We start from the raw sequence: 25250 nt of genomic DNA, 5'->3' as shown, positions 1-25250 counted from the left end.
ATGTATGATAAAAAAATACCTATTAAGACAATTTACTCAAATGAAGTGTTTGTATTTAGTGAAGAAGAATACTGCGCAATTGAAAATGAAAAAAAATATTATGAAAATACTCGTTCTGTATGTATTGAAGCTTTAAAGATAGTTCAAAACAAAAGAGGTTGGGTATGTGATGGAGCAATTAATGCTATTTCTGAAATATTGAATATCCCCCCTAGTGATATAGAAGGCGTAGCAACATTTTATAGTCAAATTTTTAGAAAACAAGTTGGTCGTCATATAATTCGTTATTGTGATAGTGTAGTTTGTTATATTAATGGTTATAAAGATATTCAGAAAAAATTAGAACAAAATCTAAATATTAAGCCTGGTCAAACTACAATAGACAGTCGTTTCACTTTATTGCCTATTTGTTGTTTAGGTAATTGCGATAAAGGTCCAATCATCATGGTAAATGAAAAAACATATATCAAGTTAAAACCGAATGATATTGTTAATATATTGGAGCAATATCAATGAAAATAAAAAAAATTATTTGTAAACCTGAAACTCATCCTTTAACTTGGCGTTTACGTAATGATAAAAAACCGGTTTGGATTGATGAATATTGTAATAAAAATGGGTACTTAGGCGCTAAAAAAGCTTTTAAAAACATGAAACCTAATGAAATTATATCTTTAATAAAAGAATCTGGTTTAAAAGGACGAGGAGGAGCAGGTTTTCCTACTGGTTTAAAATGGAGTTTAATGCCTCAAGATGAATCAATGAGTCCTCGTTATTTAATATGTAATGCTGATGAAATGGAGCCAGGAACTTATAAAGATAGATTACTAATGGAACAAAACCCTCATCAGTTGATAGAGGGTATGTTAATTGCTGCTTTCGCATTAAGGACTTATAGAGGTTATATTTTTCTACGTTGCGAATACATTGAAGCAGCAGCTAATTTACGTCGTGCAATTATTGAAGCTAATAGAGCAAATTTTTTAGGTAAAAATATTTTTGATAGTGATTTTAATTTTGAACTAATTATCCATACAGGTGCAGGTCGTTATATTTGCGGAGAAGAAACAGCATTAATCAATTCATTAGAAGGACGACGTGCTAATCCTAGAGCTAAACCACCATTTCCAGCAAACGTAGGAGTTTGGGGTAAGCCAACTTGTATCAATAATGTTGAAACGATATCCAATCTACCAGCTATTTTGCTAAACGGTATTAAATGGTATAAGAGTGTTTCTAAAAGTGAAGATGCCGGTACTAAAATTATGGGTTTTTCTGGGCGTGTTAACAATCCTGGCCTTTGGGAGTTACCTTTCGGTATTACAGCTTTGGAAATACTGGAAGATTATGCGGGAGGGATGCAAGATGGTTTACGCTTAAAAGCTTGGCAACCTGGTGGTGCTAGCACAGATTTTTTGATTGATAAGCATTTAAATTTACCAATGGAATTTTCTAGTATAAGTAAGGCTGGTAGTCGGTTAGGAACCGCTTTAGCCATGGCGGTAGATAATAAAATTAATATGATTTCTTTATTGCTTAATATTGAAGAATTCTTTGCTAGGGAATCATGTGGTTGGTGTACTCCTTGTAGAGAAGGTTTACCGTGGAGTGTAAAAATTTTACGTGATATGGAAAAAAAACAAGGCAGATTAGGAGATATAGAAATATTACAACAAATTTGCTATGAGCTTGGCTCAGGAAAAACTTTCTGTGCACATGCCCCCGGTGCTATAGAACCATTGCAAAGTGCGATAAAATATTTTAGAGAAGAATTTGAAGCAGGAATTGCATTAAAAATATTTAGTAATATTAAACCTATTACTGGTATTCAATCATATATTCCAAATATGAATTAAACAATTTATTTATTTATAGTAAAATATTAAGAATAATTTTCTTATATCTTTATGGAAGAAAGTCACTATGGCTATAATCCATGTGGACGGTAACCAATATAAAGTAAATGAAAAAGACAATCTGCTACAAGCTTGTTTGTCTATTGGTATTGATATTCCTTATTTTTGTTGGCATCCTATTCTAGGAAGCATTGGTGCTTGTCGCCAATGTGCAGTAAAAAAATTTCAAAATACTGAAGACCAAATAGGTAAAATTGTAATGTCTTGTATGACTCCAGCAGATAATGGAAGCATTATTTCAGTTAATGATAATGAAGCAAAACAATTTCGAAAAACAATAATTGAATTATTAATGATCAACCATCCACACGATTGTCCAGTATGTGAAGAAGGTGGTAATTGTCATTTACAAGATATGACAGTAATGACTGGACATAAGTCGCGACGTTATCGTTTTAATAAACGAACTCATCAAAATCAAAATTTAAGCACATTTATTTCTCATGAAATGAATCGTTGTATAACTTGTTATCGTTGTGTTCGTTATTATAGAGATTATCTTGACGCTGATTGTTTAGGAGTATACGGAGTAAATAGTAATATTTATTTTGGTTGTTTCGAAGGGGAAAAACTTAAAAATGAATTTTCTGGGAATTTAATCGAAATTTGTCCAACTGGTGTATTTACTGACAAAACTAGTTTAAAAAAATATAATCGTAAATGGGATATACAATTTGCACCAAGTATATGTCAGCATTGTAGCATTGGTTGTAATATTAATATTGGGGAACGTTATGGTGAAGTATGTAGAGTTGATAATCGTTATCATGGCTCTATAAATCATTATTTTATTTGTGATCTCGGACGTTTTGGATATGAATATATTAATCGTCAAGATCGACCAAATCAACCTATGCATTTAATAGGTCAGGATAGACTAAAAATTAGTTTAGAACAAGCAATTAATTTAAGTGTAGACATCATAAAACAAGCAAAAAGAGTAATCGGAATTGGTTCTGCACGTTCTAGTATTGAAAATAACTTCGCACTGAGAAAGCTTGTAGGTGTTGAAAATTTTTCCACTGGTATTCTAAATGATGAACAAGCTTGTATTGAAATGGTAATAAAAATATTAAGTGATGGAGGTATTTATAGTCCTTCTGTACGTGAGATTGAAAATTATGACACTATACTAATATTAGGTGAAGATATTACTCAAGTGGGTGCAAGGATTGCTCTTTCTGTACGTCAAGCAGTTAAAAATAAGTCTTATAAGATAGCAGAAAACAGTAACATACCTTATTGGCATGCAGAAGCAATCTCTAATATTAGACAAAATAATAAAAATCTATTGTTTATAACTAATGTACATGAAACAAAGCTTGATGATATTGCAAATTGGAGTTACTACGGATCTATTGAAGATCAAGCACTTTTTGGTTTTGCTATTGCTAATGCATTAAATTCAAAAGCACCATCAATTGATGGTAGTTTAGATAATAATTTGAAAAATAAAATGCAAGAAATAGTACAAGCATTAATTAGTGCAAAAAAACCGCTAATTATTTCAGGTACTAATTCTGGTAGTATTGCAATTATTGAAGCCGCAGCTAACATAGCAAAAGCTTTGAAGTATAGAGGTAGTGATGTTGGTATTACATTATTAGTTAGCAATGTAAATAGCATTGGTCTTGTTTTAATAGGTGGAAATACTTTAGAATTTGCTTTAGAACAATTCTCTAAAAATGAAGCTGATGTCTTATTAATAATGGAAAATGATCTTTATCGTCATGTATCTAAACCGCTGCTTGATGATATCATTTTCTCTAATCCTAGGAAAGTTATTGTACTAGATCATCAAAATACTTCTACATTAAAAAAAGCTGGATTAGTACTTTCAAGTGCTAGTTACGTTGAAAGTAGCGGTACACTTATTAACAATGAAGGTCGAGCTCAACGTTTTTTTCAAGTATATGATCCATCATATTATAATAAAAAAATTATAATACCAACAAGTTGGCGTTTGTTACATTATATACATAGCAAAATAGAAAATAAAAAATTAAGCTGGATAAATTTAGATAATGTAATTGATTCAATAATTACAGAATTGCCATATTTAAAAGAAATCAAAAATGCAGCACCAAATTCTAAATTCAGGATCAGTGATCAAAAATTAGCAAGAATGCCATGTCGTGCTAGTGGACGAACATCTATGCTAGCTAATATTGATATACATGAACCTCGTCAACCTCAAGATTTGGATACTATTTTTGCTTTTTCTATGGAAGGCAATAATCAATTAAAATCATCATGTTCTCAGATTCCTTTTGCTTGGGCACCAGGTTGGAATTCTACTCAAGCTTGGAATAAGTTTCAAAATAGAATAGGAGGAAATTTATTTAATGGCGACCCCGGTATACGTATTTTAAAAACTAGTACTAAAAAACTTCCTTGGTTTAAACCAATATCTATATTAATTAATAATAGTGACAGTGATATATTGCGTATAACACCCATCTATCAACTTTTTTCATGTGAAGAAATGTTTCAGCGTTCTCCAATCTTTCAAAAATTAAAATTGCAACCTATGCTTACGCTTAATGTTAAGGATGCGGCTAAATTAGGTTTGAGTAAAGATATTATTGTTGAATTTACTTGTATAAATGAAAAATGGCGCTTTCCAATAAAAATTTCTTCTACTTTACGGTCAGGTTTAGTAGGTTTGCCTGTGGGAATGACTGGAATTCCATTGTTATTAATAAACAAGCAAATTTACAATCTAAAGGAAGTAGTATGATAAATTGTTTTTCAATTAACAATTTTAGTATTGTATCAATATCTGTTTTTAAGTCTATAATAATTTTATTATTTCTATTGATTTTTAGTTCATTTATGAGCTTTTATGAACGACGTGTCTTAGGTTTATTTCAAAATCGTTATGGACCTAATCGCGTTGGTTGGGGTGGATCGTTGCAATTACTAGCTGATATGATTAAAATTTTTTTTAAGGAAGATTGGACTCCACCATTTTCTGATAGTCTCTTTTTCATATTAGCACCAATCATTTCTTTCATGTCTATGTTGTTAGTTTTTGTTATAATACCTATTTCACCCAAATGCGTAATTATTGATTTGCATATTGGTGTATTGTTTTTTTTAATGATGTCAGGATTATCAATATATGGAGTATTATTTGCAGGTTGGTCAAGCAATAATAAATACTCTCTATTAGGATCAGTAAGAGCTGCAGCTCAAACTTTAAGTTATGAAGTTTTTCTGGGTTTATCTATTATGGGTGTAATTATTCAATCTGGTTCATTTAATGTAAATGATATTGTAAAAAGTCAAGAACATATTTGGAATATTATCCCACAATTTTTTGGTTTTTTTAATTTTTGCATTGCTAGTACTGCCGTTTGTCATCGTCATCCTTTTGATCAACCAGAATCTGAACAGGAATTAGCTTCTGGTTATCATATTGAATACTCTGGAATGAAATTTGGTCTATTTTTTATTGGTGAATATATAGCAATTACAACTGTTTCTGCATTAATAGTTACTTTGTTTTTAGGAGGTTGGTACGGTCCATTTTTACCACCTTTTGTTTGGTTTTTTATTAAAACAATATGTTGTATTACAATGATTATATTAGTTCGTGCATCGTTACCACGACCACGTTATGATCAAATGTTATCGTTTGGCTGGAAATTTTGTTTACCTTTAACTTTGATTAATTTATTGATAACTGCTGCATTAGTTTTATATAAAATGTAGTCATAATTAAGAAGCAAGGATAACAAAAATGAATTTAAAAGATATTATCTTTGGTATAGGAACGATAATACGTAGCATGTTTTTAACAAGTTTACATGCTTTTTCAAAGAGGGAAACACGAATGTATCCTGAAGAAAAAGTATATTTATCACCAAGATACAGAGGAAGAATAGTACTAACACGTGATCCTAATGGAAAAGAACGTTGTGTCGCATGTAATCTTTGTGCAGTTGCATGTCCTGTTGGTTGTATTTCTTTAAAAAAAAATGAAACTAAGGATGGTCGTTGGTATCCAGAATTTTTTAGAATCAATTTTTCAAGATGTATTTTTTGTGGTTTATGCGAGGAAGCATGTCCAACAACCGCAATTCAGTTAATACCAGATTTTGAATTGGGTGAATTTAAACGTCAAGATTTAGTTTATGAAAAACATGATCTTTTAATTTCAGGTCCTGGTAAATATCCAAACTATAATTTTTATCATATAACTGGAATGGAAGTTAAAGGAAAAAATAAAGGTCAAGCTGAAAAAGAAGAAATACCTATTGATGTTAAAGATTTGTTGCCTTAAAGGAGTAATAAGTGAAGGAATTAATGTTTTATTTTTTTTGCTCATTAGCAATTATAACTACTTTATGTGCTATCATTCATACTAATCCGATACATATGCTATTATATTTAATTATTTCTTTATTATCAATTTCATCTATTTATTTTATAATAGGTGCTTATTTTGTTGGTGCATTACAAGTCATTATTTACACTGGTGCAATTATGGTTTTGTTTGTTTTTGTAGTAATGATGTTAAATCTTGGCAAAATCACTGAACAAAAAGAACGTAAATGGTTAAAGTCTTCTATGTGGGTTATTCCAACTATCATATCCATCTTATTACTCATTTTTATAATAGCTTCAATTATAACTACTAACCATAAAAGTATAAATAACAAAATTTTTGACGCAAAAGATATCGGTATTAGTTTATTCGGCCATTATGGATTATTAGTAGAATTTATATCAATGCTGTTACTAGCGAGCTTACTAGTTACACTACACATTGGTCGCAAAAATAATCAAGGTAAATTAGTTAAATAATTATTAGATAATAAAAAATAAACAAGGAGTCTTCATGATCAATCTACAACATGGATTAATCCTTGCAATAGTACTTTTTATGATAGGATTTACTTCTTTAATAATACGTCGTAATTTATTTTTTATTTTGGTTGGACTTGAAATTATGATTAATGCTGCAGCATTAGCTTTGGTGTTTGCAGGAAGCTATTGGGGACAGGTTGATGGTCAGATAATGTACATAATAGCAATTAGTCTTGCTGCTTCTGAAGCTGGTATTGGTTTAGCTCTATTAATCCAACTTTATCGTCGCTATGGATCATTAAATATTGATTCTATAAATGAGATGCAAGGATGAATCTTATATATTTAACTATATTATTTCCTCTTTTAGGTTTTTTATTATTGTCTTTTTCTTGTGGTTATTGGTCAGATAAGATATCAGCTATTATTGGTATGTGTTCTGTGGGATTATCGGGTATATTAACGATATTCATAGGATATGATTTTTTTGTACATAATCAAGCTTCGTTTTCTCAAGTATTATGGAATTGGGTAAATATAAATAATTTTAGTATTAATATTAAATTGATGCTTGATGGTTTATCATTAACAATGTTATGTATAGTTACTGGAATAGGGTTTTTAGTTCATTTGTTTTCAACTTGGTATATGAAAGGACAAGAAGGTCATTCGCGTTTTTTTGCATATACTAATTTATTTATTGCTAGCATGATTATGTTAGTATTAGCTAACAACTTGATGTTAATTTTCCTTGGTTGGGAATGTGTAGGATTTTGTTCTTATTTATTAATAGGTTTTTATTATACTAATTTAAATAATTGTAAAGCAGCTATAAAAGCATTTATTACAACTAGAATTGGAGATGTTTTTCTTATTATTGCATTGTTTCTTATATATAATAAGTTGGGTACTTTAAATTTAGATGAGATATCAAAATTAATAATAAATTATTCAAATAATGATCACATATTTAAATGGATTACATTTTTGCTTCTAGCAGGTGCGATTGGAAAATCTGCTCAATTTCCTTTACAAACATGGTTACCTGATGCCATGGTGGGGCCTACTCCTGCTTCGGCTTTGATTCACGCTGCAACCATGGTTACAGCAGGAGTTTATTTGATTGCACGTACTCATTATTTATTTTTATTAGCACCTCAAATACTTAATTTAGCTGGTATTATAGGTGCTATTACATTAATAATAGCAAGTTTTTCTGCCTTGGTTCAAACAGATATTAAACGTATCTTAGCATATTCTACTATAAGTCAAATTGGATATATGTTTTTAGCATTAGGCGTTAAAGCTTGGGATTCTGCTATTTTACATCTATTAACTCATGCATTTTTTAAAGCATTAATGTTTTTATCTGCAGGATCTCTTATTTTATCGTGTAATCACGAACAAAACATTTTCAAAATGGGTGGTTTAAGAAAAAAAATTCCTTTCATTTATGCTTGTTTTCTAGTAAGTGGTTCTTCCTTGGCTGCCTTTCCTTTAGTTACTTCAGGCTTTTATAGTAAAGAAAAAATTATTTTCAGTGCTTTAGTTAACGGTAATAATGTTTTAATGTTAGCTGGTTTATTTGGTACATTATTAACCTCTATCTATACATTTAGGATGATTTTTACTGTGTTTCATGGCAAAGAGAATATTATCATAAATCACAAAATAAACCAATATAAAGGTTTTAACTACTATGCGCCTTTAATTTTACTTTTACTTCTATCAACTTTTATTGGTTCATTAGTAACACTACCATTAAAAAATGTATTTCCCATTAATAATGTTCATTCAACTAGTAAATGGACATTAGAAATTATTTCCAGTATATTAATTATTATTGGTATTTTGATATCTAGAGCTTTATATATAAAAAAATATAAACTAGTAAATAATATTATTAATAATTTATCAAACAATTTTATTTTTGTTTTGTGTTATAGAGGGTGGGGTTTTGATTTTATTTATTATAACTTGTTTATTAAACCATATATTTTAATTGCATCCTTCCTTAAGAAGGATCCTTTAAACAAATTAGTTAACTCTTTATCATTTCTATTTAATTTTATTAACAAAGGTTTATTAATTAGTGAAAACGGATACTTAAGATGGTATATCTTATCAATTAGTATTGGTACTTTGGTATTAATGATTTTGATTTTAATCTAACATATTTATTAATATTATTTTTTTTATAAATATCATAAATGAAATAATTTATAGATAATTGAGAAAGGAATATACGCTGTGTTACTACCTTGGCTTATTATGATTCCTTTTATTGGTGGGTTGTTATGTGGATTAACTGGATATTTTAGTATCAAAACACCTCGTTTTGTTGCTATAACTACTGTTGGATTGATTTTACTTATTTTATTGCGAATATGGATAAATGGATATTTTGCTAATATAGAAGTAATTGGCATTCCTCAATGGCAATTAACTTATTGTATACCATGGATTTCAAGGTTTGGTATTAATTTTGATCTAGCATTAGATGGATTATCTTTTCTTATGTTAGTTTTGACTGGTTTTCTAGGTACTATAGCTGTACTTTGTTCTTGGAATGAAATTGAAAAAAACCAAGGATTTTTTTATTTAAATTTAATGTTCATTGTTGGTAGTGTTATTGGAGTTTTTCTTTCTGTTGACATGTTTTTGTTTTTCTTATTTTGGGAAATCATGTTAGTTCCAATGTATTTTCTCATTTCATTATGGGGTTATAAATCATCGGATATTGAAACTAGGGTAAATGCAGCTACTAAATTTTTTATATATGCTCAAATTTCTAGTTTAATTTTGTTAGTATCAATCATTGGATTATCTTTGGTATATTATAAATCAACTGGGATTTGGACGTTTAGTTATGAAAAATTATTGAAAACTACGATGTCTCATGATCTTGAATATGTATTAATGTTAGGATTTTTTATATCATTTGCTATTAAAATACCAATAGTTCCATTTCATGGTTGGTTACTAGATGCACAAAGCCAGACACCAACTTCTGGATCTGTAGATCTAATAGGAATACTGATAAAGACAGCTATTTATGGTTTAGTGCGTTTTAATTTACCATTATTTCCACATGCTTCAATTGAATTCGCATCAATTAGAATGTGGCTTGGTATTATTACTATTTTCTATGGAGCTTGGATGGCTTTTTCACAAACAGACATGAAACGTCTGATTTCCTATACTTCAATTTCTCATATGGGTTTTATACTAATAGCTACTGGTACTAATAGTGAATTAGCATTTCAAGGGATAGTTATTCAACTATTATCTCATAGTATTTCAGCAGCAGCACTTTTTATTTTATGTGGTCAACTTTATGAACGTCTTAATACACGTGATATAAAAAAAATGGGTGGCCTATGGTCTAAAATTAAATTAATTCCCGGTTTATCAATATTTTTTATAGCATCTAATTTGGGTTTACCTGGTACTGGTAATTTCATAGGAGAATTTTTGATTTTAATTGGTTGTTTCAAAACCATGCCGATGATCGTTATCATAGCAACATTTAGCTTGATTTTTTCTTCCGTATATTCATTAGTCATGATGTATCGTATTTATTATGGTAAATCAGTAATTAACATAGATATATCAGGAATGTCATCACGTGAACTACTAATTATAGGAATATTAATGATTTTTTTATTATTATTAGGCACTTATCCTCAACCAATTTTAGATATTTCATCTACTCCAATAATTAATATTCATAAATGGTTAAATGTCTCAATTCCAACAACAGGGCTATAATTTATCATGATAACTATTCCTAAGCAATTTATAGCATCTTTACCATTGATAATTATTGGATTTACAGTAGTTATTTTATTAATTTCCATTACATGTTATAGAAACAATTTTTTTAATGCCTCATTAGCATTGATCGGTTTGGCACTATCTTTATTATCTCTTTATTTTGTAAAACAAATTAATGAAATAGATATAATGTCATTGTTATCTATTGACAATTATTCTATTTTTTATATGTCATTAATAATTATATCAAGTTTATCAACTTGTATTTTTTCTTATATTTGGTTAAATAATTTTATAGGTTATAAAGAAGAATTTTATATTTTATTATTAATTTCAACTCTAGGCGGTTTGATTTTGTCAAGCGCAAATAATTTTGCTGTTTTACTTTTAGGTATAGAATTATTATCTTTACCTTTATTTGGTTTAATTGGTTATGATTTTTATAAAAAATTATCTCTTGAAGCTTGTATAAAATATACTATTTTATCAATAATAGCATCTTCTTTTTTACTTTTTGGTATTGCTTTGATTTATAGTAAGTGTGGTGGTTTAAATTTTTTCATACCAAGTAAAAAAATACCTTTGAATTTTATAGAAGAACCGCTATTCTTAGTTGGTTTAATCATGATAGTTGTAAGTACTGGTTTTAAATTATCTTTAGTACCATTTCACCTTTGGACACCAGATGTTTACCAAGGAGCTCCTACACCAATTTCTTCTTTTTTATCTACAGTAAGTAAAGTATCTATATTTAGTGCAATTACAAGACTATTTATTTACATTCCTATTATAAATATAGTAGCTATTAAAAACATATTAATTATTATGGCTTTTATGTCTATTATTTTTGGTAATCTTATGGCAGTTTTTCAAAAAAATATAAAGAGACTATTAGGTTATTCATCAATTTCTCATATAGGCTATTTACTGATATCACTAGTTGCTATAAAAGAACAAAAATTATCTTTGGAAACTTCTGGAATTTATATTATTAGTTATATAGTTAGCAATTTAGCAATATTTGGAGTAATTATATTAATATCTAATATTTATAAAGAAATAGATTTTGAGTCAGTTTATTCCTATCGTGGTTTATTTCGATATAATCCTTTTTTAACTATAGTAATGACCGTGATGTTATTATCATTAGCTGGTATTCCAATAACTTTGGGTTTTATTGGAAAAATGTATGTTATTATACTAAGTATAAAATCACATCTATGGTGGTTAATTGGTGCAATTATTATAAGTAGCGGAATTGGTATTTATTATTATCTAAGAATAATATTAAGTTTTTATATTAATACTTCTACAATAATCAATAATAATTCCATTATAAGTAATAATAATTGTACGTTAACAAATAATTTAATCTTAGGGAAAATAATATTGCTAATATCAACCACCTTGATTTTAATTATGGGTATTTATCCTCAACCTTTAATCAATTTAATACAACTTATTCATCCTATGATGTATGCTTAATATTAGATCTATTTTTTTAATAGACTTTATTAATAAATATTTTTATATATTAAAATATTTTAAAAATAAATAAATTATCAAAAATACTAAATTAGATTTTTATTTTTAGTTAAAAGTACTTAAAATTTTACCGGAACTGGAGTGAAAAATGTTAAAACGAACTATATCATCTAATGATAGTGTAATTGACGATTTAGCTCTAATGACTGATACATTAGAAGAAGTCTTGAAATCATCTGGTGATTTGTCTGATCAAAAATATATTGAATTAAAAAAAAAGGCAGAAAAAATTTTAAGTGATGTAACATCTCGTATCAATGAAACTTCAAGTGATTATTATTCTAGAATGAAAAAAACTGCTTTCCATATGGATGATTATTTACATGAAAAACCATGGTACGGTGTAGGAATTGGAGCTATCGTAGGATTATTAACTGGTTTTTTATTAATGAATAAATAAGTTGTTGTTTACGAAAAATAAACGGTGAGTATAAACTCGCCGTTTTTATTTTTATAAAATTGGAAGTTATTTATTTTTAATATTTATATCAAAACCTTAGAAGTATATTAATAATATATTTAAATATTTTAGATCAAAATAACAATTTTTATTGTTATTTATTGTAGTTTTATTTAAAATATGGTCTTTATACTTTAATTAATCGTATAAAATAAAATTTTTATTTAAAACAGAAATGTTTAAAATTTCAAAACAAATAAATTCTGATTTAATCAGAAAAAAATCTTCAAACCGGAACAAATAGTTAAGGAATCTTAATTCAATGAGTAATCCTCTAAAAGAAATTATACCGGTTAGTATTGAGGAAGAATTAAAAAATTCTTATCTTGATTATGCTATGTCAGTAATCATTGGAAGAGCTTTACCAGACGTACGTGATGGTTTTAAGCCTGTTCACCGTCGAATACTTTTTGCTATGAAAGAACTCGGTAATGACTGGAATAAACCTTATAAAAAATCAGCTCGTGTAGTTGGTGATGTTATAGGAAAATATCATCCACATGGTGATTCAGCTGTTTATGATGCTATAGTAAGAATGGCACAATCTTTTTCTTTACGTTATATGCTAATAGACGGTCAAGGTAATTTTGGTTCAATAGATGGTGATTCAGCTGCTGCAATGCGTTATACCGAAATAAGAATGTCAAAAATTTCCCATGAAATGTTAGTAGATTTGGAAAAATCAACTGTTAATTTTACTCAAAATTACGATGGTACTAATACCATTCCGGAAGTTCTTCCAACTAAAATTCCTAATTTATTAATTAATGGTTCATCTGGTATTGCTGTTGGTATGGCAACTAATATACCTCCTCATAATCTTAACGAAATCATAAATGGTTGTTTAGTTTATATAGATAATGAAAATATTTCTGTTAAAGAACTAATGAATTATATACCAGGACCAGATTTTCCAACAGCAGCTATTATTAATGGTCAGCAAGGAATTGAACAGGCTTATATTACTGGAAGGGGGAAAATATACATTAGAGCTCGTAGTAAAATTGAAGTAGACATAAAAAATGGTCGTGAAATCATTATAATTTATGAACTTCCTTATCAAGTAAATAAAGCACACTTATTAGAAAAAATAGCTGAGTTAATAAAAGAAAAACGTGTTGAGGGAATCAGCTTATTACGTGATGAATCAGATAAAGATGGTTTGCGTATTATTATTGAAATAAAACGTAATTCAGTAGCTGAAATAGTTTTAAATAATCTTTATTCATTAACACAGTTACAAATTTCTTTTAGTATAAATATGGTTGCTTTACATAATGGACAGCCAAAAATAATGTCCTTAAAAGATATTTTAGGAGCTTTCATATGTCATAGAAAAGAAATTATAACTCGTCGCTCTATGTTTGAACTTAGTAAGGCTCTAGATCGCATCCATATTTTAGAAGGATTACTTATTGCATTAGCTAGTTTAGATTCGGTGATTGCTTTAATTAGGAATGCAAATACACCTCTAGAAGCAAAATCTAATTTAATTTCTCAAGCTTGGAATTTTAGTAGTATTAAATTGCTTTTCAAAAATATTAATAATAATTTTATTTTATTGGATTCATTTGAAGAAAAATTTAATAAAGTTACAAAAATATGCAACCTTTCAGAAAAACAAATTCAAGCTATTTTAGATTTACGACTACATAAGCTTACTAGTCTTGAATGTAATAAATTAATACATGAATATAAATTTTTACTTAATCAAGTTTCTAATTTAAATTGTATTTTACAAAATTCAAGAATATTAACAAATGTTCTTCGTGAAGAATTAGAATCCATTCGTGATCAATTTAGTGATGAACGTCGTACTGAAATTATAACTAATAGTATTGATATTAATACAGAAGATCTAATTAATTCAGAAAATGTTGTAGTTACTTTATCACATCATGGTTATGTTAAGTATCAACCATTAAGTGATTACGAAGCTCAACGCCGTGGTGGTAGGGGAAAATCAGCCGCTCGTATTAAGGAGGAAGATTTTATATGTCGGTTACTAGTAGCTAACACTCACGATATTATATTATGTTTCTCTAGTAGAGGAAGATTATATTGGATGAAAGTATATCAATTACCTGAAGCTAGTCGTATATCACGAGGCCGACCAATAGTTAACTTACTTCCTTTACAATCTAATGAGCGTATCACAGCTATTCTCCCAATGCGTGAATATACTCAAGGTTTTAATGTTTTTATGGCAACAGCTAATGGAATTGTAAAAAAAACATTATTAAAAGAATTTAGTCGTCCGCGTGGTACAGGTATTATTGCAATCAATTTACAAGATGAAGATGAATTAATTGGAGTTGCTCTTACCAACGGTAATAATCAAGTAATGTTATTTTCTGCATTAGGCAAGGTGGTTAGATTTTCAGAAATTTCTGTACGTAATATGGGTAGAACTGCGTCAGGAGTTCGTGGAATTAAATTAGCTAAAAGTGATCGTGTTGTTTCTTTAATAATACCTAATAAAGAAGGTTCTATTCTAACAGTAACAAAGAATGGTTATGGTAAAAGAACTGCAAATAATGAATATCCAATTAAATCACGTGCAATAAAAGGTATAATATCTATTAAAGTAACAAAAAGAAACGGTTCAGTGGTAGGAGCTCTTCAAGTAGTAGATAATGATCAAATTATGATAATAACTGATGCTGGTACATTGGTACGAACAAGAGTATCTGAAGTAAATATTATAAGTCGTAATACTCAAGGAGTGATTCTGCTCCGTACTTCAGAAAAAGAAAAAGTTGTTGATATTCAACGCGTTGCAGAACCAATAGATAATGAAATTAATATAAATTAAAGTTAATAAGTTAATTTATTTAAAACAATATTATTTTTTAACGGTTTTTTGTTACGTCTTTTTCATTTTATAAATATAACTTATTAATTAATCCAAATTTTTATAAAATTTAGTTCCTATACGAATAATATCTCTACCTTTATCAAGTCGATGCTTATTTGTATCACGTAGTGAATAAATACAACCACAATATTCTTGTTGATAAAAATTTTCACGTTTACTTATTTCTATCATTCTTGATGATCCTCCTTTTTTACGCCAATTATATGTCCAATAGGTTATATTTTTGTAATTATTTACTGCACGTTGACCACAATCGTTTATCTGTTTCATATCTTTCCATCGTGAAATTCCAAGAGAACTAGATATAACGTCAAAATTATTCTCAAAAGCGTATAATGCAGTTCTTTCAAAACGCATATCAAAACACATTGTGCAGCGTATACCACGCTCAGGCTGTTGTTCTAAACCCTTTGCACGAATAAACCAATTATCTTTATCGTAATCAGAATCAATAAAAGGTATATTATATTTAAGAGCAAACTTAATATTTTCTTTTTTACGAATTAAATATTCACGTTGTGGATGTATATTTGGATTATAAAAAAAAATAGTATAATTAATATTAGAGGCAGTAATTGCCTCCATAACTTCTCCTGAACAAGGAGCACAACAGGAATGAAGTAGTAACCTTTTAGTATCATTAGGTAATGTTAATTTAGAACGGATATATTTATTATTCATTATTTTTAATACTTAAATCTTATATTAAGATGCTTTTTAAAAAAACATCTTTTAAGAATTTATATTTTACAACTATAGGAAAATAAATTATATAATTATATAATTTATTTTCCTATATATAATTTATTTTGTATAATATGTTTTGTTTTTTTTTAATTATTTTAATAAAAATTTAAATCTGATATTATCAATGCGTGACAAGCTATTTAAACTTAATATATTTTAATATTATAATATTAAGTTAAAAAGGATTTTATCCTTAATTTACAGTATATAATTTATTTATATTTTAGTCTATTTTTAATGATTTTATTTATTTTTAAAAGATCAATAACTTAAGATATTTATAATTTTATTATAAAATGGATATTTAAAAGAATATTAAAATAATATTTTAAATAAGATATTCTATTAAATTATTACATAATATCTTATGCTTACATAAATAACATTGAATTTATTTTTCATAATTAGCACAAAGTTTCATTAGTAATTCATAGTTGAAAAGTTAACTAAGGAAAACATAATAAAAAATGGAATGGTCTATTGAAAAAATTATATATGCATCAAGATGGTTATTGTTTCCTGTTTATATAGGATTATCTTTTGGATTTGTTTTGCTTACCTTAAAATTTTTTCAAAATATAATTTACGTTATTCCCATGCTATTTACTATATCTGAATCAGGATTAATATTAACTGTTTTATCTTTAGTAGATATTGCATTAGTAGGTGGGCTTTTAGTAATGGTAATGTTCTCAGGTTATGATAATTTCATTATCAAAATGACTGTTGATGATCAGCATCAAAAACTAAGCTGGATGGGTAAAATGGATGTTAATTCCATTAAAAATAAGGTAGCGTCGTCAATTGTCGCTATATCTTCTGTACATCTTTTAAGATTATTTATGGAAATAGAAAAGATGAGTGATAATAAAATAATGTGGTGTGTTATTATTCATTTATCATTCGTTCTTTCTGCTTTTGGAATGGCATATATTGATAGAATGAGCAAAATTTTAAAAAAATAACTTTTGATTAATATCAAAACAACATTTCATGAAGTATAAAATTAACTTCTTGTTTTTATATCTTTATCGATAATTTACAATATTGTTATTTAATAATGTTTATTTTATTATTTAAGTGTAATATATTTAATTGTTTTAATAAAATAAGTTAAAATTAATTACTCCTTATTCCAATTTTAAAATAATAATTCATCTTAAATAATAATTTAATATTAAAACAATTATTTGGTAATAATATTTTAATTTCAAATTAATTATTGTCTATTAGATATGTTTATTGCTTTAAGTTATTTATAATTAAATTTCTTTTCTTAAAATTTTAATTAATAATTTAAAAATTGATTTTAAGCTCATTAAAAATAAACATCTTAGTTAATTTATCGGCACGAGAGGATTTGAACCTCTGACCACTAGCACCCCATGCTAGTACGCTACCAATCTGCGCCACGTGCCGAATTATTATTTATATAATAAATATAAATGGAATATAAAAATTAGCTTAATATTGAAATAATGTAACCAACAATAGTTTTATACTAATATTCAATTAATTTCTATTGATTTCTATTTTATATAAATATACATAACATTTCATAATATAAAAATTATTTTAATAAATATTATAAAAGTTAAACGATAAAAATAAACTAAAATATAATTATTTTGGTTAAGATGTAGTCAAAATTATACTATAACAAAGTCTATATGATTTATTTTTGGTTTAAAAGCGTGTCTTTGGATTTCTTTTACTTTAACTTTTATTTCATTTCCATTTAATACTAATATTATAGTTTCTTTATAAAAACCATTATTCTTCTGCAAATTCATTGTAAAATTATGATCTAAAGATATATTAATATTATTTCCATAATTATCATAAACAACAGCTGGAAAATAATTTGTTTTATTTCTCAACCTTCTACTAGCTCCTTTCCCTATATCCTTACGTTCTATTGCGTTTATGGTAAACATCTTATCTCCTTGAGTGATTATTATTACTATTTTATTTTTATTTTACACAAAATAAAATTCTAGCTACTTATATAAATAAAAATATTATAAGTGTTTAAGAATTTGTTTTTGCTTCATTAAGTAAATTTTCTATTTGTGATGTTTTAATACGAAAATATAAATTTTTATAAGAATTAATTTCATGATTTAATAATGGTTTGTTTATGGAAGATAAACACAACTTACTATTAAGAAATATTTCTACACGATTATGTAGTGATGGCATAACAGGTTGTAACCAAGTTATTAATATGCGAAATAAATTAATACCCATTGAACATATTGAATGCAAGTAATCAGTTGAACCTTCTTTCTTTGCTAAAATCCAAGGTGTTTTTTTATCTATATAATAATTTGCTATATCAGCCATAGAAATTATCTTACGTATTGCTATATTAAATTCGCAACTTAACCAAGCATCACTAATTTCTTTTGACATATCAATGAACTTTTGATATAGATCCAGATCTTCTATATCATTAGATAGTTTATTATTAAAATATTTATTTATAAAACTTGCATTCCTAGATGCAATATTTATTATTTTGTTAACAACATCGCTATTTACACGATTAACAAAATCATGTAAATTTAAATTAATATCTTCGATATTAGAAGATATCTTTGTCGCATAGTAATAACGTAAACTATCTGAATCTAAATGTCTTAGCCATGTTCTTGCAGTTATTAGGGTTCCTTTCGATTTAGATATTTTCAAACCATTAATCATTACATAACCATGTACAAATATTTTATTTGGTTTTCTAAAACTACTTCCTTCAAGGATGGCTGGCCAAAATAAACTATGAAAATAAATTATATCTTTTCCAATAAAATGATATAATTTTGTTTTAGAATTTTCTCCCCAAAATTCCTTAAAACTAATATCATTCTTTTTATTACATAAATTTTTGAATGAGCTCATATAACCGATTGGCGCATCTAACCAAACATAAAAAAACTTATTAGAGTAATTTGGAATATTAAATCCGAAATAAGGAGAATCACGAGATATATCCCATTGCTTTAAACCTGCATTAAACCACTCCTGTACTTTATTTATTATTTGATTTTCTAATACTCCAGATCTAATCCAATTTTTTAACATTTTACTAAATGATGGTAAATCAAAAAACAAATGTTCTGAGTTTCTAAGTTCAGGTTTTGTATTTGATAATGTTGATTTCGGATTTATTAAATCTATGCTATTATAAATAGCACCACAAATTTCGCAGTTATCGCCATATTGATTAGATGATTTACATTTGGGGCATATGCCTTTAACAAAACGATCTGGTAAAAACATGTTCATTTTACTATCAAAAAATTGAGTAACAATATGATGTTTAATTAAACCTTTTTCATGAAGCTTATGATATATTAACTCAACAAGCTTTCTGTTTTCATCACTATGAGTGGAATGATAATTATCATAATTGATATTAAAATCAGCAAAATCTGCTTCGTGTTCTTTTTTTATTTTAGAAATCATTTTTTCCGGAGAAATACCAATTTGTTTAGATTTAATCATAATAGGTGTACCATGGGCATCGTCAGCACATATAAAATATACTTTTTTACCAAGCATTTTTTGATGACGAACCCAAATATCCGCCTGTATATGTTCTAGTAAATGACCTAAATGAACTGATCCATTAGCATAAGGTAAAGCACATGTGACTAAAATTTTTTCAATTGATTGAATCATATATTTTATATACTTAAAATTATTCAAATAAAATATCAAAAATATTTTTATAATTTATAAATCTCAAAATAAACTATTTATAATTTTTATATGATTAGTGTTTATATTTAGATTATTTTTAAATTATACTTGTTAGGTATTTTGTATGTTGATTTAAAATTAAAAATAAATTATCTATCGATAAGTTTTAGAAATATTATATCATTTTTAATAAATTTAAAATAATAATATAATAAAAATAATTATTTATTGTTTTAGAGATATTTTTAAAAAATTTATATCAGATTTTAAGGAGAATGATATATGTCTATTATTAATACTAAAGTTAAACCATTTAAAAATATTGCATTTATGAATAATAAATTCATAGATATAACAGAAAAAGATATAGAAGGCAAATGGAATATTTTTATATTTTATCCAGCTGATTTCACATTTGTATGTCCAACAGAATTAAGTGATATTGCTGAACATTATTATAAATTTCAAACTATTGGAGTTGAAATTTATTCAATATCTACTGATACTCATTTTGCTCATAAAGCCTGGCATGATTTATCTAATAACATAGCAAAAATTCAATATGCTATGATTGGTGATCCTGATGGTAGTTTGACTCGTAATTTTGATATAATGCAATATGATAAAGGTTTGGCTAGTCGTGGTACTTTTATCATAGATCCAGAAAATATTATTCAATCTATTGAAATCAATTCTGATGGTATTGGCCGTAATACATCTGAGTTATTACGTAAAGTTAGAGCAGCTCAATATATTTATAATAATCCAGGTAAAGTATGTCCGGCCAAATGGGAACAAGATGATGATGCTTTAACTACATCGGTAGATTTAGTAGGGAAAATTTAACTTCTGAAATTAGATTTTTAAGATAATTCTAATACAAATATAAGCACTTGATTTTTCAATAAAATAAAGTGCTTATATTTTATAATATTTTCTATTCGTCATGTATTGATATTTAATTATAACTTAATAATGAGTGAACTTAATGAGATTATGTGATAAAGATATTAAGGTTTGGTTAGACAATGGTAAACTATCCATCATACCTCGCCCACATACTAGTAATATTAATGGTGCCACAGTAGATTTAAGACTAGGTGATAGATTTCGTATCTTTAATGGCCATGCTAATGCTTTCATAGATTTAAGTGGTTCTAAAAAAGAAATAAGAAAATCATTGAATTCAGTAATGAGTGATGAAATTAAATTAACTGAAAATGAATTATTTTTTCTTCATCCTGGTAACTTAGTTCTAGCAATAACGTTAGAGTATATCATTATGCCAGATAATTTAATCGGTTGGTTAGATGGACGTTCTTCATTAGCTCGTTTTGGGTTGATGGTTCATTCTACTGCTCATCGCATTGATCCTGGTTGGGAAGGATGTATTGTATTAGAATTTTATAATTTTGGTAAATTACCATTGGCTTTATCTCCTGGTATGTTGATTTGTGCTCTTAGTTTTGAAATACTTTCAGATTCAGCATTACATCCTTACAATCTTAGAAAAAACGCAAAATACCATTGTCAGAAAGGATTTGATCAAAATAAAACAGAAAAAAATTAATCTATTAATTATTCTAGATAAAAATATTATGCTGTATTTACTTTAATTAAAGTAAATAAATTTAATTCTAAATGATAGTAGATGTATAGCGTTTTCTTAAGTTATTAATAATAATATCTAAATCTAAATTTTGATCCTGTAATAAAACTAGTAAATGATAAACTAAATCAGATGCTTCATTAATTAATTCTTGACGATTGTTTAATACAGCTGCTAATGCAGATTCAATTCCTTCTTCTCCAACTTTTTGGGCAATACGTTGTGTACCATTATTATAAAGTTTAGCAGTATAAGAAAATTTAGGATTACTATTTTTCCGTTCAGCTATTAATCGTTCTAATTTATATAAAAAAACCGAATTTGTTTCTTTAATAGAAAAACAACTAGAATATCCTAAATGGCATGTAGGACCAACAGGATTAGCTAAAATTAATAGTGTGTCATTATCACAATCCATTGTAATATTGATTAATTTTAATAAATTGCCAGATATTTTACCTTTAGTCCATAGACAATTTTTAGTACGTGAAAAAAAAGTAACATTACCTTCTTCTAAACTCTTTTCTAGCGATTGTCTATTCATATAGCCATGCATTAATACTTGACTAGAAATATGATGTTGAATGATTGTTGGTATCATTCCATGTGTTTTTTTCCAATCTAAATATGAAATTTGTTCTTTGTTTAACAAGTTCTAACCTCCACACCTTGGTTTGTTAAAAAGTTCTTTAATTGGCTTATATTAATAATATTTTTATGAAAAACTGATGCAGCTAATGCACCATCTATACCCTGTTTAAACGCATCTAGAAAATGCTGCATTGTTCCGGCACCTCCTGAAGCAATTAACGGCACTTTACACACACTTCTTATTTTTTGTAATTGAACTAAATCATATCCAGTAAACATCCCGTCTTGATTCATCATATTAAGCACTATTTCTCCAGCTCCTAGATTTTGAACTTCTTGCACCCAGTCTATTATCTCCCAATGAGTTGAAATCATACGAAATTCATCACCTGTATATTGATTAACTAAATATCTATTATTATTTTTATCAAACCATGTATCAATTCCTACAACAATACACTGCACACCGAAACGATCTGCTAATCTTGTTATTAAAGAAGGATCTAATAAAGCAGGTGAATTAATGGAAATTTTATCAGCACCAGATTTAAGGATATTATTAGCCTTTTCTAAATTAGAAATACCACCTGCTACACAAAATGGAATATCAATAACCTCTGCAATACGAAATATCCAGTTTTTATCTACTACTCTAGAATCAACAGATGCCGTTATATCATAAAAAACTAATTCATCAGCACCTTCTTCAGAATAATATTTTGCTAATGAAATTATATCACCGATAACTTTATGATTACGAAATTGAATTCCTTTAACAACTTGATTATTACAAACATCAAGACAAGGAATTATCCTTTTTGCCAGCATCTATTTGCCTCCAAGAATGTAAATTTATTTTCAATGAATGCTCTGCCGATAATTGATGCTTGAATTCCTGTATTACGTAACAATATAATGTCATTTAATGAACTAATCCCACCAGAAGATTGAAATATAATATTAGGAAAATTTATACTTAATTCTTTATATAATTTAATATTAGGACCTATTAATGTGCCATCACGAGAAATATCAGTACATAATACATGCTTTAAATTTACAGTTTCAAACTGTCTTATTATTTCTTCAATTGTTATATTTGATGTTGTTTGCCATGCGTCAGTCACTACTTTTTTTAAGTTATTAGGACCAATACGTACATCAATTGCTAACACGATAGATTCGGATCCAAATTCTATAAACCATTTCTTTACCTCTTCTGGGTTTTTTACAGCCATTGATCCAATAACTACACGATAGGCGCCAGCATCAAGTAATGTCATTATATCATCTCTATTACGGATGCCACCTCCTATCTGAATAAAAATATTGATTTTTTTTAATAAGCTTTTCAATAACAAAATTTGACGATTATTAGGATCTTTAGTCCCATCTAAATCAATTAAATGAAGTATTTTTGCACCTTGTTTTACGTATTTTTCTATATATAATAAAGGATTAATATTATAACTTATTTTTTTATTATAATCACCTTGATATAACCTAACTATATCTCCATCAATAAAGTCTAATGCTGGAATAATCATTTATATCTCCAAAAAATTTTTCAGCAACTGTATTCCTACTTTGCTAGAACGTTCAGGATGAAACTGTACTCCAAAAAAATTATTTTTTTGAACAGCAGCTGTAAAAAAACCTCCGTAATAACATTGAGCAATAGTATTAATATTTAATGGCATAGCATAACTATGCATAAAATAAAAATAACTTTCATTTTTAATTTTTTTAAATAAATAGTTATCATATTCAAAAACAACCTTATTCCATCCTGTATGTGGTAAAGTTAGATGTTGAGTATTCATTAATGAAATTGATCTATTAATAAGGCCTAACGTATTGATACCTCCATTTTCACTACTATAATCTCCTAATATCTGCATGCCTAAACATATACCTAATACTGGTTTTTTAAAAGATTTTATTAAATCTATTAAATTATTTTTATTTAAATTGTTCATTACTGTTTTTGCTGTACCAACTCCAGGTAAAAATAATTTATCTGCACATGATATAATATCAGGATCACAACTAATATAAGGATAATAGCCAATGCGTTCAATTGCCCATTTTACTGAAAGTAAATTAGAACAACCGGTATCTAAAATAACTACGTTCATCATATAATTCCTTTAGAACTTGGAATAGTATTATCTTCTAAACGAATTGCCTGCCTTAAACTACGTCCAAAAGATTTAAATAAACTTTCTATCAGATGATGATCATTTGTTCCTTCACTTTTTAAGTGAATAGCGCTCATCATACCGTAAGAAAGAGAATTAAAAAAATGTTCAATCATTTCCGTGCTTAAATTACCTATATATTGATAATTAAATTTAGCTTTGAAATCAATATAGGGACGTCCTGAAATATCCAATACACAATTCGCTAGACATCCATCCATTGGTAAAACAAAACCGAAACGTCCTATACCAATTTTATTACCCAGTGCTTTCAGTAAAACTTGTCCCAATACTATACCAGTATCTTCAATAGTATGGTGATCATCAATATGAAGATCTCCTTTTACATCAATATTCATACAAAAACCACCATGTATTGCAATTTGTTCTAACATATGATCAAAAAAACCTATACCAGTATTTATATTACTTTGATCTACAAGATCTAACCAAACCTCAACTGATACTTCAGTTTCTTTTGTAGTACGTTTAATTATTGCATGACGTTTATATTTATTTAGGTATTGTGATATTTCATCCCAGTTTTTTCCTTCTTCACCATATCTAATTGATTTAATATTCATATTATAAGCTAACTGAACATCAGTTAAACGATCACCTATTACATAACTATTATCTTTGTCAATTATGTCATTTATTAACCATTTTTCTACTAGCTTGGTTTTAGGTTTGCGGCAACTACAATTATCCTTAATTGTATGTGGACATATTAATATATCATCAAAAATAACACCTTGTGATATCAGAACTTGTAGCATTAAATTATGTGGACCATCAAAATCTATTTTAGGAAATTTATCAGTTCCAAGACCATCTTGGTTCGTAATCATAACTAAATGGAATCCGTTATTTTTAAAAGATAAAAGGGCTTGAATTACATTTTTTTCAAAATATAGCTTATTAAAATGATCTACTTGAGAATTAATTTTTGGTTCCTTGATAATAGTTCCATCACGATCAATGAAAAGTATTTTTTGATTCATAT

The 25250-nt window shown here is 27.3% G+C and carries 21 protein-coding genes, 1 tRNA gene and 2 pseudogenes; 15 read left to right on the top strand and 9 right to left on the bottom strand.

What is annotated here, in order from left to right; translation table 11 throughout:
- From nuoE to gyrA, 12 genes and pseudogenes are all read left to right on the top strand, one after another.
- A complete protein-coding gene (gene nuoE / locus CRV09_RS01225; protein ID WP_136132313.1) occupies window positions 1-516 on the top strand; it encodes an NADH-quinone oxidoreductase subunit NuoE in 516 nt (171 codons plus the stop codon).
- Window positions 517-518: 2 nt separating this feature from the next.
- Entirely contained in the window at window positions 519-1856 is a 1338-nt protein-coding gene (nuoF, locus tag CRV09_RS01220) for an NADH-quinone oxidoreductase subunit NuoF (RefSeq protein WP_199733970.1), read from the top strand.
- A gap of 67 nt (window positions 1857-1923) precedes the next feature.
- Window positions 1924-4656, top strand: a complete 2733-nt coding sequence (gene nuoG / locus CRV09_RS01215) for an NADH-quinone oxidoreductase subunit NuoG (protein ID WP_136132311.1) — start codon at window positions 1924-1926, stop codon at window positions 4654-4656.
- Window positions 4653-5633, top strand: a complete 981-nt coding sequence (gene nuoH / locus CRV09_RS01210) for an NADH-quinone oxidoreductase subunit NuoH (protein ID WP_136132310.1) — start codon at window positions 4653-4655, stop codon at window positions 5631-5633. Before nuoG ends, nuoH begins: the two co-directional genes overlap by 4 nt.
- Before the next feature lie 28 nt (window positions 5634-5661).
- Window positions 5662-6204 (top strand): NADH-quinone oxidoreductase subunit NuoI, encoded by a 543-nt coding sequence (gene nuoI, locus CRV09_RS01205; protein WP_136132309.1) that lies wholly within the window; start codon window positions 5662-5664, stop codon window positions 6202-6204.
- Window positions 6205-6227: 23 nt separating this feature from the next.
- On the top strand, window positions 6228-6728 hold the full coding sequence (nuoJ, locus tag CRV09_RS01200; protein WP_136132409.1) for an NADH-quinone oxidoreductase subunit J: 501 nt from the start codon (window positions 6228-6230) through the stop codon (window positions 6726-6728).
- A gap of 34 nt (window positions 6729-6762) precedes the next feature.
- The gene (gene nuoK, locus CRV09_RS01195) at window positions 6763-7065 is read left to right on the top strand and encodes an NADH-quinone oxidoreductase subunit NuoK (protein ID WP_136132308.1); all 303 of its coding nucleotides are present in this window, start codon (window positions 6763-6765) and stop codon (window positions 7063-7065) included.
- Complete coding sequence (nuoL, locus tag CRV09_RS01190; RefSeq protein ID WP_136132307.1) at window positions 7062-8903, top strand: NADH-quinone oxidoreductase subunit L; 1842 nt, start codon at window positions 7062-7064, stop codon at window positions 8901-8903. Before nuoK ends, nuoL begins: the two co-directional genes overlap by 4 nt.
- Before the next feature lie 78 nt (window positions 8904-8981).
- Complete coding sequence (gene nuoM / locus CRV09_RS01185) at window positions 8982-10502, top strand: NADH-quinone oxidoreductase subunit M (protein ID WP_136132306.1); 1521 nt, start codon at window positions 8982-8984, stop codon at window positions 10500-10502.
- A 6-nt stretch (window positions 10503-10508) separates the two neighbouring features.
- Complete coding sequence (gene nuoN / locus CRV09_RS01180; RefSeq protein ID WP_136132305.1) at window positions 10509-11993, top strand: NADH-quinone oxidoreductase subunit NuoN; 1485 nt, start codon at window positions 10509-10511, stop codon at window positions 11991-11993.
- Window positions 11994-12141: 148 nt separating this feature from the next.
- Window positions 12142-12453: a DUF883 family protein gene (locus CRV09_RS01175; protein ID WP_199733968.1), complete on the top strand. Its 312-nt coding sequence runs from the start codon at window positions 12142-12144 to the stop codon at window positions 12451-12453.
- Between the two features lie 322 nt (window positions 12454-12775).
- Window positions 12776-15313, top strand: a pseudogene (gene gyrA, locus CRV09_RS01170) (DNA topoisomerase (ATP-hydrolyzing) subunit A); the annotation flags it as partial.
- Window positions 15314-15415: 102 nt separating this feature from the next.
- Here the strand turns inward: gyrA and CRV09_RS01165 are convergent.
- Window positions 15416-16072: an epoxyqueuosine reductase QueH gene (locus CRV09_RS01165; protein ID WP_136132303.1), complete on the bottom strand. Its 657-nt coding sequence runs from the start codon at window positions 16070-16072 to the stop codon at window positions 15416-15418.
- 533 nt (window positions 16073-16605) lie between these two features.
- Here CRV09_RS01165 and CRV09_RS01160 point away from each other — a divergent pair.
- Window positions 16606-17103 (top strand): TIGR00645 family protein, encoded by a 498-nt coding sequence (locus CRV09_RS01160; RefSeq protein WP_136132302.1) that lies wholly within the window; start codon window positions 16606-16608, stop codon window positions 17101-17103.
- A gap of 380 nt (window positions 17104-17483) precedes the next feature.
- On the opposite strand, the gene CRV09_RS01155 is transcribed toward CRV09_RS01160, so the two are convergent.
- The 3 genes and pseudogenes from CRV09_RS01155 to metG all read right to left on the bottom strand — a co-directional run.
- Window positions 17484-17557: transfer RNA gene (locus tag CRV09_RS01155), tRNA-Pro, on the bottom strand.
- Window positions 17558-17787: 230 nt separating this feature from the next.
- Window positions 17788-18075, bottom strand: coding sequence for a 50S ribosomal protein L25 (rplY, locus tag CRV09_RS01150; protein ID WP_136132301.1), 288 nt, complete (start codon window positions 18073-18075; stop codon window positions 17788-17790).
- A gap of 97 nt (window positions 18076-18172) precedes the next feature.
- Window positions 18173-19822: pseudogene (gene metG / locus CRV09_RS01145) on the bottom strand (methionine--tRNA ligase); the annotation flags it as partial.
- Window positions 19823-20125: 303 nt separating this feature from the next.
- Between metG and ahpC the strand changes: the two are divergent.
- Complete coding sequence (gene ahpC / locus CRV09_RS01140; RefSeq protein WP_136132299.1) at window positions 20126-20689, top strand: alkyl hydroperoxide reductase subunit C; 564 nt, start codon at window positions 20126-20128, stop codon at window positions 20687-20689.
- 142 nt (window positions 20690-20831) lie between these two features.
- Window positions 20832-21413, top strand: a complete 582-nt coding sequence (dcd, locus tag CRV09_RS01135; RefSeq protein WP_136132298.1) for a dCTP deaminase — start codon at window positions 20832-20834, stop codon at window positions 21411-21413.
- 67 nt (window positions 21414-21480) lie between these two features.
- Here dcd and hisIE read toward each other — a convergent pair whose 3' ends face one another.
- The 5 genes from hisIE to hisB are packed head-to-tail and all read right to left on the bottom strand — an operon-like array spanning window position 21481 to window position 25248.
- Complete coding sequence (hisIE, locus tag CRV09_RS01130; RefSeq protein WP_136132297.1) at window positions 21481-22104, bottom strand: bifunctional phosphoribosyl-AMP cyclohydrolase/phosphoribosyl-ATP diphosphatase HisIE; 624 nt, start codon at window positions 22102-22104, stop codon at window positions 21481-21483.
- Entirely contained in the window at window positions 22098-22871 is a 774-nt protein-coding gene (hisF, locus tag CRV09_RS01125) for an imidazole glycerol phosphate synthase subunit HisF (protein WP_136132296.1), read from the bottom strand. Before hisF ends, hisIE begins: the two co-directional genes overlap by 7 nt.
- Window positions 22853-23590: a 1-(5-phosphoribosyl)-5-[(5-phosphoribosylamino)methylideneamino]imidazole-4-carboxamide isomerase gene (hisA, locus tag CRV09_RS01120; protein WP_136132295.1), complete on the bottom strand. Its 738-nt coding sequence runs from the start codon at window positions 23588-23590 to the stop codon at window positions 22853-22855. Before hisA ends, hisF begins: the two co-directional genes overlap by 19 nt.
- Window positions 23591-24181 carry an imidazole glycerol phosphate synthase subunit HisH gene (gene hisH / locus CRV09_RS01115; RefSeq protein ID WP_136132294.1) on the bottom strand — a complete coding sequence of 197 codons (591 nt, stop codon included), beginning with the start codon at window positions 24179-24181 and terminating at the stop codon, window positions 23591-23593.
- The gene (gene hisB / locus CRV09_RS01110; RefSeq protein ID WP_136132293.1) at window positions 24181-25248 is read right to left on the bottom strand and encodes a bifunctional histidinol-phosphatase/imidazoleglycerol-phosphate dehydratase HisB; all 1068 of its coding nucleotides are present in this window, start codon (window positions 25246-25248) and stop codon (window positions 24181-24183) included. The genes hisH and hisB overlap by 1 nt, the downstream gene beginning before the upstream one ends.
- Between the last annotated feature and the right edge of the window lie 2 nt (window positions 25249-25250).

This window comes from Candidatus Pantoea edessiphila, from assembly GCF_002933345.1.
In the GTDB taxonomy this organism is placed as follows: domain Bacteria; phylum Pseudomonadota; class Gammaproteobacteria; order Enterobacterales; family Enterobacteriaceae; genus Pantoea_C.
Note: the sequence above shows the minus strand (reverse complement) of the source record. Positions and strands in the feature narration are given on the sequence as shown.

Coding starts and splice junctions, on each gene's coding strand:
- nuoH (WP_136132310.1), top strand. CDS start 4,653: ATGATAAATTGTTTTTCAATTAACAATTTTAGTATTGTATCAATATCT.
- nuoJ (WP_136132409.1), top strand. CDS start 6,228: ATGTTTTATTTTTTTTGCTCATTAGCAATTATAACTACTTTATGTGCT.
- hisA (WP_136132295.1), bottom strand. CDS start 23,590: ATGATTATTCCAGCATTAGACTTTATTGATGGAGATATAGTTAGGTTA.
- nuoN (WP_136132305.1), top strand. CDS start 10,509: ATGATAACTATTCCTAAGCAATTTATAGCATCTTTACCATTGATAATT.
- rplY (WP_136132301.1), bottom strand. CDS start 18,075: ATGTTTACCATAAACGCAATAGAACGTAAGGATATAGGGAAAGGAGCT.
- nuoK (WP_136132308.1), top strand. CDS start 6,763: ATGATCAATCTACAACATGGATTAATCCTTGCAATAGTACTTTTTATG.
- nuoI (WP_136132309.1), top strand. CDS start 5,662: ATGAATTTAAAAGATATTATCTTTGGTATAGGAACGATAATACGTAGC.
- CRV09_RS01165 (WP_136132303.1), bottom strand. CDS start 16,072: ATGAATAATAAATATATCCGTTCTAAATTAACATTACCTAATGATACT.
- hisH (WP_136132294.1), bottom strand. CDS start 24,181: ATGAACGTAGTTATTTTAGATACCGGTTGTTCTAATTTACTTTCAGTA.
- hisB (WP_136132293.1), bottom strand. CDS start 25,248: ATGAATCAAAAAATACTTTTCATTGATCGTGATGGAACTATTATCAAG.
- hisF (WP_136132296.1), bottom strand. CDS start 22,871: ATGCTGGCAAAAAGGATAATTCCTTGTCTTGATGTTTGTAATAATCAA.
- nuoE (WP_136132313.1), top strand. CDS start 1: ATGTATGATAAAAAAATACCTATTAAGACAATTTACTCAAATGAAGTG.
- nuoG (WP_136132311.1), top strand. CDS start 1,924: ATGGCTATAATCCATGTGGACGGTAACCAATATAAAGTAAATGAAAAA.
- CRV09_RS01160 (WP_136132302.1), top strand. CDS start 16,606: ATGGAATGGTCTATTGAAAAAATTATATATGCATCAAGATGGTTATTG.
- dcd (WP_136132298.1), top strand. CDS start 20,832: ATGAGATTATGTGATAAAGATATTAAGGTTTGGTTAGACAATGGTAAA.
- ahpC (WP_136132299.1), top strand. CDS start 20,126: ATGTCTATTATTAATACTAAAGTTAAACCATTTAAAAATATTGCATTT.
- CRV09_RS01175 (WP_199733968.1), top strand. CDS start 12,142: ATGTTAAAACGAACTATATCATCTAATGATAGTGTAATTGACGATTTA.
- nuoL (WP_136132307.1), top strand. CDS start 7,062: ATGAATCTTATATATTTAACTATATTATTTCCTCTTTTAGGTTTTTTA.